Below are 12,943 nucleotides of genomic sequence, written 5' to 3' on the forward strand. Positions count from 1 at the left end.
GCATCATGGTGGAACATTCTTTATGAGTCTTGGGCTATCTCGCTGAGGGCTTGAGCTGTTTGAACGAGTTCTGTAAAGATGCTGGTAGCATCTTCGATGTTCATGAGGTGGAGTGTTGCATTATCGTAGAGGGTCACTTGTGATAAGGCTTGCGCGGGCAGTCCGATGGTGCGCCAGCTTTTCCAGAGGTGGTAGGCCTGAGTTGGGATATGGCTCTTCAGGTTGTTACCGGTGATTGCTAGCCAGAGTTCTTTGCCTCTTTCAGCATGCGGAGCAATTTTTTCCCAGTCATGTTGTGTGTAGTTTGTGGTGTCGAACCAGAGGGCGTCGGGTATTGATTGTATGGTGTTGAGGTTTTGAATGTCGCATCTGGTGATAGCTAGTGAAATGGAACGTTGCTGTAAGTGTTGTTGAATGAGACCATATGTTTCTTGAAGCTCATGTTGCGGTAGGTGTCGAATGGTTCGATACCCACTTGCGGTAGGAATGTTTCCGTGCAGTGCTGTTTCAAGATATGGCTCTTCAAGTTGCAGGTAGAGGTGTTGAGATCCCGTTGCGGTATCAATGGTGTCAATCCAGTTGGAGAGCCCGTTGAGGAAGGAGTCTCGGATGTCTCGTCTAGCTCCGTGGTCGCTAATAGCGCGTTCTCCGTTGGATAGGTAGAGCGATACAGCCAAAGAGATAGGCCCCATGAATTGGAGTTTGAGATTTTTCCCTCGATCTTCTTCTTGCCCAATAACGTCAGCTAATAGGTTGATATCCGAACGGAATGTGGAGCGGGCCAGTTCGCTTTCTCGAGAGGTGCCGTTACTTAACCGCCACCCATAGGAGGCCCCTTCTGCGTGGAGTTCATCGAGGGTTGCGATGGTTCTGGCAAGTGTGGTTGCGGCGTATCCACGTTGTGGCAGTTCCGGAAGAAAGGGCAGGTGTGGGTTTCCGAGCTCTCCTCGGACGCGGAAAATGCTGTCAAGGAGGTTTTCTCCGCTGAGAGTTCCGGTTGCGCTGGCGCGTACCCTAATAGGTGCTTCAGTGATAGTTTGTATTTTCACGGTGTTGAGGGCTGGGATGTTCTGGCATCTGCTATTGCTGGTAGCAGTTTTAACAAGCTTGCGGGGACGCGGTGGTGTTATTTTCTTGCGCGATTTGTTCGTGGTGCCGAATCACCTCTGAAATGATGAAATTCAGAAATTTTTCTGCAAATTCTGGGTCTAAATCAGATAGTTCCGCAAGAGAACGCAAACGTTTAATTTGAGCAGCTTCTCGGGCAGGGTCTCCAGCTGGTAGTTGGTGTTCAGCCTTAAGGTGTCCGACACGTTGTGTTGCCCTAAAACGTTCTGCCAAGATATGCATCAGTGCAGCGTCAAGATTATCAATAATTTTCCGAATGCTGTACAGCTCTTCAAGGACTTCTGGTTGAACCTGTCCTCTTAACGATGATGCGCGCTGGTCGAATTCTTTATGTGCTTGGATGTCTTGTGAGTCAGGCATGTTTTTACCTTTGGTGAGTTGTTGTGCGCTGTTATGTGATGACTATTTTTATGAAGCGTTAATATCTTCTCTTTCCGTGGAATATGCACGGTTAATGGTTGCTTGTCCAAGGACGCGTGTTCCTTGATACATCACCATAGTCTGTCCGGGCGCTACTCCGCGCAACCCCTCATTCAGATGTACGACGGTTTCTAACCGTAATGAAGTTTTTTCTGTGTCTGTGGTGTTCTCGTCGTCAAGAACCCACTGCATATATGCGGTTGAGGCAACAGGATCAGCGTGGGCCCGTACTTGGGTTGTGACTTCAAAGCTATCGCTTCGAGCGTTCAGTTCGGGTGTTTTGTTAAGAAATTCTTGTACGCAATCAATGGGTAGCCCTGCCCAAGTAGTTCTAATACCACGGATACGATCGATAGCGAGTAAGTCTTTCGAACCGACGATGACTTCATTGGTTTTGGGGCGAATTTCTAGTACGAAACGAGGTTTTCCGTCGGGTGCTGGACGTCCGATAGCAAGTCCTTTACGTTGCCCTACAGTATAGGCTTGAGCTCCAGGGTGCTGGCCTAAAACGTTCCCTTGAGTATCTTTGATGTTACCTTCGCTCATCTGGATATGGTCTTCAAGCCATGCGCGAGTATCACCTTCAGGAATGAAGCAGATATCGTAAGAATCTGGTTTTTTAGCGACGGAGAATCCTCGTCGTGCAGCTTCTGCACGAACTTCATCTTTAGACGGTGTGTCTGCGAGGGGGAACCATGCGTGTTTGAGCTGTTCATGAGTAAGTACGCCCAAAACATAGGATTGGTCTTTTGCCCAGGTTGCGGCACGGTGCAGTTCGCGGTTTCCGTTTTCGTCGCTAATGACTTTTGCATAGTGCCCAGTAACAACGGCATCAAAGCCTAACGCTACCGCTTTTTCAAGGAGTGCAGCGAATTTGATTTTTTCGTTGCAACGCATGCAAGGGTTAGGTGTGCGTCCGGCCTCGTATTCGGAGATGAAATCGTCAACGACGTCTTCTTTGAATCGTTCAGAGAAGTCCCATACGTAGAAGGGGATGCCTAGCTGGTCGCAGACTCTACGTGCGTCCATGGAGTCTTCGATAGTGCAGCATCCGCGGCTTCCGGTTCTAAGGGTTCCGGGCATGCGTGATAGTGCGAGGTGGACGCCAACAACGTCGTGTCCGGCTTCTACCGCGCGTGCAGCGGCAACGGCAGAGTCAACACCGCCGCTCATTGCAGCCAAGATTTTCATAAAGATATTTTTCCTTCGTATTGCTGTGTGTGAATGCTCTGAACGTATAAGACAGTCTTCAACTTACCAAATTGCTAATGCCAGATGTGTTCATTCGGTACGTGCGCCGCTAAACCAGCTTTATGGGCTTGTTCATAAGCTCCGGGCAACGCTTCCATGAGGGCCTCAATGTCTTCGCTGGTGCTGGTATGTCCGAGGGTAAAACGTTGTGCACCACGTGCGTGTTCTTCATCAACTCCCATGGCAAGTAGCACGTGGGAAGGACGTGGAACTCCGGCATTGCAGGCAGAGCCAGTAGAAGATTCTATACCGGCCATATCGAGGAGGAAGAGCAAAGAATCTCCTTCGCAGCCGTCAAAGGTGAAATGTACGTTATGTGGTAGCCGGCGGGTGGCGCCTTCTTGTTCCAGTTCTTCAATTGATTCGGGTTCTGCCCCGCGTAGTGTTGCGTTGGGTATCTCGTGGCGGATACGTTCAATGAGAGTGTTCCGGAGTGTCCCAAGGCGCACCATTTCTTCAGCGAGGTGTTGAGTGACTTCTTGAGCAGCTACACCAAATCCGGCAATGCTTGCGGTATCTAGTGTTCCTGAGCGGACGGCTCGTTCTTGTCCCCCACCGTGGAGGACTGGTGCTAGGGCGGTAGTTCGGGTAGCAATCAGTGCGCCGATACCTTGAGGTGCACCCATTTTATGTCCAGATATTGCCATGCTGTTTGCCCCTATCTGACGGAAGTTGATGGGGATAGCTCCGAAGGCTTGTACTGCGTCGGTGTGAAACGGAATATTGTAGGTGGCACTGAGTTCTGCAATTTTGCGGATTGGTTGTATGGTACCAACTTCGTTGTTCGCCCACATAACGGTGATGAGAGCCGTATTTTCGGGGTCTTCTTCGATGAGAGCTTTGAGTGCTTTCATGTCGATAAGGCCGTGTGAGTCTACGGGTATCCAGCATAGTTGCGCTTGTTCATGCGCTTCGAGCCATTCTGCTGATTCGCTGACCGCATGATGTTCTATGGAGCTGATGAGGATACGCCGGCATTGGGGGTTTATGTGAGTTCTTTTACGGTAGATACCTTTAATGGCGAGGTTGTCGGCTTCGGTTCCGCCTGCGGTAAAGATTACTTCTGCACTATCGCAGCCTACAGCTTGGGCGATACGTTCGCGGGCTTGTTCTACAACCGCACGTGCTCTGCGTCCTGCGGAGTGTAAGGCTGAAGCGTTTCCGCTGTATTTTAGGTGTTCTGTTACTTCGTCAATTACGGATGCTAGTGGTTGTGTGGTTGCCGCATGATCAAGGTATGTACGTTTCATGAGAACAGGTCCTTTGGTTTATCTAGCGGTACTTGGCCTCCACTATTTTACGCTTATCATCCTAGACGAGCACATGAGATGTTTCACCTTCTCTGTGGCGGGTCACGGCTGATGATGACAAAGGCGATGAGGGAAGGCATACACTAGAGGTGTGTTTAATATTCTTTTCTATACTCCTGAGATTCCGGGTAACACTGGAAATGTTATTCGTTTAGCGGCTATTACGGGGGCAAAGTTACATCTTGTGGAGCCTTTAGGGTTCAACTTTGATGATGCGCATTTGCGTCGTGCTGGTTTGGATTATCATGATCTTGCGGTTGTTCAAGTACATCAAAATATTGAGCAAGCGTGGGAAGAGCTTAAGCCTGAACGTGTTTTTGCTTTTACGACGACGGCGCAGAAGAATTTTGCGCAGGTGTCGTATCGTCCCGGCGATGTTCTTTTATTTGGCCCTGAATCTGTTGGTCTTCCTGAGCATGTTCAGAACGCCCCGCAAGTCACGGAGAGGGTTCGTATTCCGATGTTAGAAGGACGTCGTTCGCTAAATCTTGCAAATTCTGCGTCTATTGCGGTGTATGAGGCGTGGCGTCAGAATGATTTCTCAGGGGCACTGCTTTAAGGAGTGTTTTCGTCTCATATCAATGGGATTTTATGAGAGGGGGTAGCAGGTTAGACTGCTACCCCCTCTATTTTTATAGCTTTTGTTGAGGTGTTGGTGTTATTTTTTCTGGGCGTCTGCGGCGTTGCCGAGAGTGATTTCTTTTTCTTCGGATGAGCCGTTACGCAAAATGGTTGCTTTGACGGTTTGTCCGGCTGCTGCTTCTCTGACGCTAGCTGTCAGTTCTGTAGAGTCGGTAATACGATGCCCGTTAAACATGGTGATAACGTCACCTTTTTGCAATCCGGCTTTTGCTGCTGCGCTGTCGGGGACAACTGCCTCGATGCGAGCACCGTCGCCGAACATTTCACTTTGGTCGTTATCGGCTGGTGAGGTAGAGACGTTAGCGCCAAGGAATCCGTGAGTTGCTACGCCGTCTTTGATAATTTCTTGGGCAATACGGTGGGCATAGTTGATGGGAATGGAGAATCCAACGCCGATGTTTCCTCCCGAGCTTGCTGAGGATGGGCCTGATTGTGCTGAGGCGATGGCGACGTTGATACCGATCACTTCGCCTTGAGTATTGACGAGTGCACCGCCAGAGTTTCCGGGGTTAATAGCGGCATCTGTTTGGAGGACGTTCAAAGAAATAGTTTTCTTTGGCGCTGATACTCCGTCAATATCTTGTCCGGGGATTTGGAATTGGAAGGGAAGGTTTTGGTTTCCGAGGTTGGGTCGCTGGTGTTCTTCTTGAGGTGTTTCTTCGGGTGCTTCTGAGGATGCTACTTGAATAGTTCGGGATAGGGTTGAAATGATTCCGTCAGTCACGGTGTTTTGTAGCCCTAGCGGTGCACCAATTGCGATGGTTGTTTCTCCGACGTTAAGCTTTTGGGAGTTTCCTAGGGTTGCTGGTGTGAGGGTTAGTCCGCTGGGGTCTATTTTGATGACGGCAAGATCGCTGGTGGGGTCTGTTCCGACGATGGTTGCGCTAACAGTGTGTCCGTTTGAAAGTTGGACTTCAACTGCTGGGTTATTGACTTTTCCATCAAGAGTTACAACGTGTGTGTTGGTGAGGATATGGCCTTCTCCGTCAAGGATGATTCCAGACCCAGAGCCTGTAGCTCCTGGTGCAACAACACCAATGGTCACAACTGACGGCATTGCTTTTTCTGCAGCAGCGGTAATGGCGTTGACGGAGTCTTTGTTATTAACGATGGTTGTTCCGGCATTGGTGGTGGTGATAGTTGATGAGGTGTTTTGTGAGAGAGCAACAACACCTGCTCCGACTCCTCCGCCGATGAGTGAGGCGATGAGTGCAGCGCCGAGGAGTACACCACCTGCATATTTTTTAGACGTTTTGGGGTGTTCTTCAAAGTAGGGGGTGTTATATGAGGTGTAGTAGGGTGATTCGGCGTGGTATGCGCCAGTGTAGCCGTGTTGGTTTTCGGAAGTGTTATAGGGTTGTTGGTTCTGCGAGGTAGGGGCATAAGGGTTTTGCTGGTATCCGGCAGTGTTTGAATTGTGCTGTTGGTTCCAAGGTTCTTGTGACATATTTGTTATTCTTCTTTCTTGTTTTAAAGGCCTGTGTCGATATCCTCAGTGTATACCTGTTCAAATATCTACTATTTTTTACGTATCTTTACTATCTATCATTTATCTGGAGTTTTATTGAACTTACTCTGGTTATTTTCTGGGAGGTTCTTGCAAGTTTTCTTGGTGTTATTTTTTCTACGCTCAAGACGAATTGTCTTCCACTGCTCTACCAAAGAAAAAATAACGTTTTAGAATGAGCATAAGATTCTTCATCACCGTCAGATAAGGGGCACAGAGGAAGACATGGCAAAAAATCGCACTTTTCTCAGGACACTTCTCACAAGTTCCGTGGTATTTCTGGCATGTGTTCAGGTACCTGCATTCGCAGAAGAACCCATGAAAATCCCCGCCGGTACTCGAATCATTGATGAAGCTCACCTTGTATCTCAGCATCAGGGGCTCTCCGAAGAGATTGAACAATTCTCTCAAAAAGAGAATATGAATTTTTATCTTGTTTTAGTCAAGAATTTTGAACACCCACACCAAGCTCAAGCATGGGTCAAGGAACTAGCACAGCTCAATAACATGGGAGCTAATGACGTTGTTCTAGCGGTCGCCACCGATTCACGTCAAGCCTATTTCCAAGCAGGTAGTTCACAGGTTCTCTCCGAAGAACAACTTCAAGATATCTACCAGAACAAGGTATTTCCTTACCTCAAAAAATCTGACTATCAGCAGGCTGCTATTGCAGCAATGACAGCCATCGAACAGGCCAGAGAAGGTTCAGACAGTTCACTAGGAACCTTCGGTATGCTCGGTGGTCTGGCGGTGTTAGGAGTCGGCGGTGCCGCATACTATGCTTCTCGAAAGAACTCTCGAAAATTACGCAGAGTCCCAGCCTCCTCACATGAAAGACATACCCCTTCTACCCCGCTACCGCAATTACGTGCCAACGCCGATTCTCTTCTCTTACAGGCCGATAACTCTATAGCTGAGGCAGAACAAGAACTCGAGTTTGCGCGCATGCAATATGGGGATTCTGCGGTTCACAGCTTCGTCGAAAGAATCTCTACCGCAAAAGATAGTCTTCAAAAAGCTTTCCAATTACAACGGCAGCTTGACGACGATATTCCCGACACCGAAGAAGACCAACGTCAGTGGCTTGAAGATATTATTTCTCGTTGCCAAAACATTATTACTCAGCTCCATCAAGAATTACGTAGCATTAGCCAGCTACGACAAATCGCTCGTAACGCTCCAGAACTCATTGCCACGTTGCAGAAGTCTTCTCAAAGTCTTAGCACCCAAGAACCCAAGGCGCTAGCAGTGATAGAGCAGCTACAGAACCACTACACAGCATCTGCTTTAGAGCAGGTAACCGATAACCATCAACAAGCTGTAGAGCGTTTAGAGTTCGGTCGTCGTAGCCTAAAAATTGCTGAGGAGAAAGTCTCCGAGCAACAATACGATCAAGCTTCAGCAGACATCCACGCAACCCAAGAAGCATTCTCTCAAGCACAAAAATTGCTTGAGTCAGTCATGGCATCGCCCGAACAGTTAAGACAAGCGCAGCGCTCTGTCGAAGACGCACTACTTCTAGCAGAACGAGATATTGCCGAAGCACAAAGTTTTGCTCAGCACCAAGACCGTGCACACATGGCGAGCGCAGCGGCTGGTCTTCAAAGTGTTGTTCAGCAGATTCGTGCGCATCTTCAGAACCAACAGATTGATCCTTTAGCAATGTTGAGTCGTTTAGAGAATGCACGTACTCATCTTGATGATTCTCTCAAAGAGATTAGAGAATTTCAGGAGCAGACGCAACGTGCCCGTGAGAGTCTCAAACACACTCTCTTCTCTGCCCAGACGCAGGTTCATAGTGCTTCTGAATTTGTACGAGCACGTCGTGGTGGTGTCAAAACGCCGGCGCGCACTGCCTTACAAGAGGCACAACGTTATCTTCAGCAGGCTCAACAGTTACAGCATCAAGACCCTGTTAGCGCACTAGAACATGCGCAGCAGGCAATTCGTTTAGCAACAGAGGCAAAAGACCGTTCCTCGCAGGATGTTCAACGTTTCGGGCAGCAACAGCATGGGGATTATCCTTCTGCAATGTTGGGCGGAATCCTCTTAGGAACATTGCTCAACGGTGGAGGTTCTTCTTCTGGTAATACGAGTTTTGGTGGAGGTTTTGATAGTGGTTTTGATGGTGGCTTTGGTGGTTTCGATGGACCTGGTACTGGCGGAAATTTCTAAAGTTAATTTTTGATAAACCCTATGATTTTTAGGTGTTTTCTCGGTATCTTATGAAGAAACACTGACACAATATAGTTATTGTCTCCTTGTGGAGGCTCGATAATACTAGGAAACTTTTGAGGAAGTGACCCAATGGTAAAACAATCTATTTTTAGCCGTATCGCACAGTTAGCAAAAGCAAATATTAATGCTTTGTTAGATGCTGCAGAAGATCCCCAGAAGATGCTTGATCAGATGGTGCGTGACTATTCCGCTAATATCACCGAAGCAGAGCAAGCAGTAGCGCAGACCATTGGTAATCTTCGCCTCCTTGAAGAAGACTATGCTTCTGATGAGCGTGAAGCGCAAGAATGGGGAGATAAGGCGCTCTCTGCTTCACGTACAGCAGACCAGTTCCGTGCTTCTGGGGATACTGCTAATGCAGATAAGTTCGATAATCTTGCAAAAGTCGCTCTTGGCCGTCAGATGAGCCTTGAGCAAGAGATGGCCGTTGCTAAACCGCAGATTGAGTCTCAGACTCAAGCGGTAGCACAGCTCAAAGACGGTCTAGCAAAGATGCAAGAGAAGCTACGTGAGCTTTCTGCGAAGCGTGATGAGCTTGTTGCTCGTCAAAAGAATGCGGCAGCTCAGGCTCAGGTTCATGATTCGCTAAAGTCCTTTGACATTATGAATCCTCAGTCAGAACTTTCACGTTTTGAAGAGAAAGTTCGTCGTGAAGAAGCGCGTGTTCGTGGTGCACAGGAATTGGCAGCTTCTTCTGTTGATGCCCAGTTTAATGAGTTAGAAGAACTCGGCAAACAAAGTGAGTTAGAGGCACGTCTGGCAGCTCTTAAGAACAAGAATTCTTAAATTATCGTATCGTTCAGATAATGTTGGGGTGCGAAGAAAACTGAAAAGTTTTCTCCGCACCCCAGCATTTTTCTGTGGAGAACGTTTTATGGTTGGGAAATAGCTAGTTGGTTCTGCACCCGATGAATGAGCATTTCTAAAGCGACGAGGTTGCTGCCGCCTTCTGGGACGATAATGTCAGCTTGTCGTTTTGAAGGCTCCACGTAGAGCTCGTGCATAGGCTTTACTGTGGTGAGATATTGTTGTTCTACCGATTCGATAGTTCTTTGACGTTCAAGAACGTCTCGACGCATACGACGAAGAATACGAACATCTGCATCAGTATCGACAAAAATCTTAATATCGCAACGTGAGCAGATACGTTCTTCAGCGAAAATCAGAATACCTTCAATGATGATAATAGGTCGGGTATTGACAGCCATCGTCTGGTCCGAACGATTATGTACCGTGTAATCGTATACTGGAGTTTCGATGTCTTGTCCGTTGAGCAGTTCATCAAGGTGTTCAATAAGAAGATCGTTATCGAAGGCTTCGGGGGCATCATAGTTGAGTTGGCAGCGTTCTTCGTAGCTGAGCTCGTCGTGACGTTTGTAGTAGTTATCGTGGTATATCACGGCAACTTGACCTTCGAAGGAGTCTACGAGAGCGTTCGTCAGCGTAGTTTTTCCTGAGCCGGTTCCTCCGGCAATTCCTATTACAAGCGGTTTCATGAACGTCCCTAGGGTTTCCTCATCTGTGTATTCCTCGTATATTGTTTCATGTTTTTAGTGTGCTCGTGCAAGTTCTTTAACGATATCGAGGCTCTTAGATGAAAGAACGTACGAGATTCAGTTCTTCATCCAATAGCAACAAGCCAGTTTCATCAGATATGCCTAAGGCTTGAGCAGGTATTGTGGTTGCTGAAGAGAGTACTTGTTCTAGAGGAATCCCAAAGGAATACGCGGTACGAGTTGCTCTTCCTAGGGTAAGTGTGCTCCCTGCAATAGCACCATTAGAATCTAACCGTGCTACGGAGTCTTTAACCGTAACGTCAAGGCTACCTAGTTTATAGTTTCCGTCGCAGCAACCAGCCGCTGCCATAGCGTCGGTAATCAGCGCTATACGCTCAGGAGCTTGAGCAAATAGCATTCTGACCATTGGCGCATACACGTGAGTACCGTCAACGATGACTTCGCAGGTTACCCCTGGGGTGTCTAAAGCGGCGGCTATGGGGCCTGGTGCACGATGGTGCAAAGGGCTCATTGCGTTAAAAGTGTGTGTGAGCAGTGTAGCGCCTGCTTCAAAAGCAGCTTTGGCTTGTTCATAGTTAGCGTCCGTATGTCCAACAGCAACGCGAACACCATGTTGCACAAAAGTTTTTGTGGCAGCTAAATCGCGGTCAGTTTCAGGAGCTAAAGTGACTTGTTTAATGTAGCCTTGGCCAGCTTCAATCAGTTGTTCTGCAAGTTCTGGTGTTGGTACGGTGAGGTAGTCTTCACGGTGCGCACCTTTATGTAGGGGTGAGAGGAAGGGGCCTTCAAGGTGAATTCCGACAAGTGCTGCATGCTCTTGTGTTGGTTGAGCATATTCTTGGCAGCGTTGGGCTAGTGCGGCAACGGTATCGCACATGTCAGGAACTTGGTTCGTTACCAACGAGGCGATAACACGTAGTGTGCCTTGTTCTCGATGCGTTTTTAATGCGGTATGGCATTCTTCGGGGTCTTCGAAGGCTACTCCCCCGCCACCGTGGCAATGAATATCGGTGTATCCGCGAGTTAGGATGTTTCCGGTACCATCGAGTATTTCGTGTTCTTCTTTTAGCTGAGGTTGTTCTCCTACACCTTGGGAGGTGATTTTTCCGTTTTCAATAATGGCCCATCCGGTGAGAAGTTTTTGGTCTTGTGGGGAGAAAATACGGGTTGAGTGAATCAGTGTTTTCATGGCGTGTCCTTAAGCGTCGTCTCGGATAATTCGCATTTCGTAATCATAGCGGTCTGCGCGGTAGAGCGTTTGTGTTGATTCCACGGCGATACCTCGTTCGGTATATCCGATACGTTCTACCTTGAGCGTAGCAATCCCAAAGGGTTGTTCGAGTGCAAGTGCTTCTTCTGCGTTGAGGTTGGTTGCGCTAATCCTTTGGTGTGCGCTCACAATACGGTAGCCGGTACGTTGTAGTTGTTCATCGAGGGAGGCATGAACTTGGGGTTGTTGTCCGGCGAAGGCTTCAACGAGAAAATAGGCTCTTTCATAGGCCATAGGCACTCCGTCGGCGGTTCGGAGACGGATGATTTCGTATACGTCTTCTCCTGCAGAGATGTTGAGGTTACGGGCAACGGTTGCCGATGCTGGCACAATGCTACAGCTTTCGGTGGTTGAAGCAGGCAGGTGTCCTCGAGCTGTCATGTCTTCGGTAAAGGAGGTGAGGTGTGGTTTTTTAGTGATCCTTTGGCATTCTGCGATGTATGTGCCAGAGCCTTGAATGTTGTAGATGAGTCCACGGACGGATAGTGAGTAGAGCGCTCTTCGGATAGTGTCTCGTGAGACGTTAAAAATATTTTGTAGCTCTCGTTCTGTTGGTAGCGTGTCGTGTGGTTTACCTTCGAGAACGTAACGTTCTTCAATAATTCGAGCTAGCGAACGATATTTAGGTTCTGCGGGTAGGGAATTAGTGCCCTGCCGACGGGAATTGGTCTGCTTATTGGTCGTTTTGGTTCGCATATTTTCTAGTTTATACGAGAAAAAGATTTTATTGGTTCATACAAATAATGATTTGTGGTTTATGCTGTACTTATGGAAATCATCATTCTCTCTACAGCACAAGAAGTTGGTACATACAGCGCAGAAATCATGGCAGACGCTGTACGCCACAACCCACAAGCTGTATGGGGTGTCGCTACAGGTTCTTCCCCCATCAAAACCTATGAACACTTAGCAGAGCTGGTGCGCGACGGACTTGACGTAAGCGCAGTCAAGGCTTTTGCGTTGGACGAATACGTTGAAATTCCCGAAGGGCACCCAGAGTCATACCGCGCTGTCATCAACCGTGAAATTGTTGAAAAAATTGGTCTTCAAGCTCAGAACGTGCACGTTCTTAACGGCCAAGCTCAGGATGTCGAAGTAGAGTGCGCAGCATACGAACAACGCATTAAAGATGCTGGCGGTGTCGATGTTCAACTTCTAGGCATTGGCGCCAACGGGCATATTGGATTCAACGAGCCAGGTTCTTCTCTTGTCTCTCGTACACGCATTAAGACCTTAGCTCCTCGTACCCGAGAAGATAACGCACGTTTCTTCGATGATGATATTAAGCAGGTTCCTATCCACTGCCTCACACAAGGTATTGGCACCATCATGGAATCTCAAAAAATTGTCCTCGTAGCTCAAGGAAAGAGTAAGGCCCGCGCCATCGCACAGATGGTAGAAGGACCTATTGGAACGTACTGTCCTGCTTCGATTCTTCAAATGCATCCGGATGTCACCATTGTTATTGACGAAGATGCAGCTAGCGAGCTAACGTACACCGAGTATTATCGCTATGCTCAGCAAGAAAAACCTGAGTGGCAGAAACCTCGATACGATCGATAATGTCATCACCTCACCGCACCTATAGTTGAGGGCGTTACCTACTACAGGTAGGTAACGCCCTCTAACTGTATATATTGGCCCACGCTTGGGACTGAAA

General features: G+C 48.1%; 12 protein-coding genes. 4 read left to right on the forward strand and 8 right to left on the reverse strand.

The features are described 5' to 3' along the window. Positions 1 to 20 precede the first annotated feature (20 nt). From ACN08Z_RS05240 to ACN08Z_RS05255, 4 genes are all read right to left on the reverse strand, one after another. On the reverse strand, positions 21 to 1,049 hold the full coding sequence (locus ACN08Z_RS05240; protein ID WP_419103532.1) for a methionine synthase: 1,029 nt from the start codon (positions 1,047 to 1,049) through the stop codon (positions 21 to 23). A 49-nt stretch (positions 1,050 to 1,098) separates the two neighbouring features. Next, positions 1,099 to 1,488, reverse strand: a complete 390-nt coding sequence (locus ACN08Z_RS05245) for a chorismate mutase (RefSeq protein ID WP_419103533.1) — start codon at positions 1,486 to 1,488, stop codon at positions 1,099 to 1,101. 48 nt (positions 1,489 to 1,536) lie between these two features. Further along, positions 1,537 to 2,739 carry a tRNA 2-thiouridine(34) synthase MnmA gene (gene mnmA / locus ACN08Z_RS05250; RefSeq protein ID WP_419103534.1) on the reverse strand — a complete coding sequence of 401 codons (1,203 nt, stop codon included), beginning with the start codon at positions 2,737 to 2,739 and terminating at the stop codon, positions 1,537 to 1,539. 74 nt (positions 2,740 to 2,813) lie between these two features. Then, positions 2,814 to 4,049: a cysteine desulfurase family protein gene (locus ACN08Z_RS05255; protein WP_419103535.1), complete on the reverse strand. Its 1,236-nt coding sequence runs from the start codon at positions 4,047 to 4,049 to the stop codon at positions 2,814 to 2,816. A 151-nt stretch (positions 4,050 to 4,200) separates the two neighbouring features. Here ACN08Z_RS05255 and ACN08Z_RS05260 point away from each other — a divergent pair, with 151 nt between their 5' ends. Next, complete coding sequence (locus ACN08Z_RS05260; protein WP_419103536.1) at positions 4,201 to 4,668, forward strand: tRNA (cytidine(34)-2'-O)-methyltransferase; 468 nt, start codon at positions 4,201 to 4,203, stop codon at positions 4,666 to 4,668. A 99-nt stretch (positions 4,669 to 4,767) separates the two neighbouring features. Here ACN08Z_RS05260 and ACN08Z_RS05265 read toward each other — a convergent pair whose 3' ends face one another. Then, the gene (locus ACN08Z_RS05265) at positions 4,768 to 6,198 is read right to left on the reverse strand and encodes a S1C family serine protease (protein WP_419103537.1); all 1,431 of its coding nucleotides are present in this window, start codon (positions 6,196 to 6,198) and stop codon (positions 4,768 to 4,770) included. A gap of 285 nt (positions 6,199 to 6,483) precedes the next feature. Between ACN08Z_RS05265 and ACN08Z_RS05270 the strand changes: the two genes are divergently transcribed. Continuing rightward, positions 6,484 to 8,433, forward strand: a complete 1,950-nt coding sequence (locus tag ACN08Z_RS05270) for a TPM domain-containing protein (protein WP_419103538.1) — start codon at positions 6,484 to 6,486, stop codon at positions 8,431 to 8,433. Between the two features lie 132 nt (positions 8,434 to 8,565). Further along, positions 8,566 to 9,282: a PspA/IM30 family protein gene (locus ACN08Z_RS05275; RefSeq protein WP_419103539.1), complete on the forward strand. Its 717-nt coding sequence runs from the start codon at positions 8,566 to 8,568 to the stop codon at positions 9,280 to 9,282. An 86-nt stretch (positions 9,283 to 9,368) separates the two neighbouring features. Here the strand turns inward: ACN08Z_RS05275 and udk are convergent, their stop codons facing one another. The 3 genes from udk to ACN08Z_RS05290 are packed head-to-tail and all read right to left on the reverse strand — an operon-like array spanning position 9,369 to position 11,979. Next, positions 9,369 to 10,034: a uridine kinase gene (gene udk / locus ACN08Z_RS05280; protein ID WP_419103597.1), complete on the reverse strand. Its 666-nt coding sequence runs from the start codon at positions 10,032 to 10,034 to the stop codon at positions 9,369 to 9,371. A 52-nt stretch (positions 10,035 to 10,086) separates the two neighbouring features. Further along, positions 10,087 to 11,202: an N-acetylglucosamine-6-phosphate deacetylase gene (gene nagA, locus ACN08Z_RS05285; RefSeq protein ID WP_419103540.1), complete on the reverse strand. Its 1,116-nt coding sequence runs from the start codon at positions 11,200 to 11,202 to the stop codon at positions 10,087 to 10,089. 9 nt (positions 11,203 to 11,211) lie between these two features. Continuing rightward, positions 11,212 to 11,979, reverse strand: coding sequence for a GntR family transcriptional regulator (locus ACN08Z_RS05290; RefSeq protein WP_419103541.1), 768 nt, complete (start codon positions 11,977 to 11,979; stop codon positions 11,212 to 11,214). Positions 11,980 to 12,051: 72 nt separating this feature from the next. Here ACN08Z_RS05290 and nagB point away from each other — a divergent pair, with 72 nt between their 5' ends. Continuing rightward, positions 12,052 to 12,846: a glucosamine-6-phosphate deaminase gene (gene nagB, locus ACN08Z_RS05295; RefSeq protein WP_419103542.1), complete on the forward strand. Its 795-nt coding sequence runs from the start codon at positions 12,052 to 12,054 to the stop codon at positions 12,844 to 12,846. The last annotated feature ends 97 nt before the right edge of the window (positions 12,847 to 12,943 follow it).

This window comes from Rothia sp. P7181 (genome assembly GCF_048513015.1).
Classification (GTDB): Bacteria; Actinomycetota; Actinomycetes; order Actinomycetales; family Micrococcaceae; genus Rothia.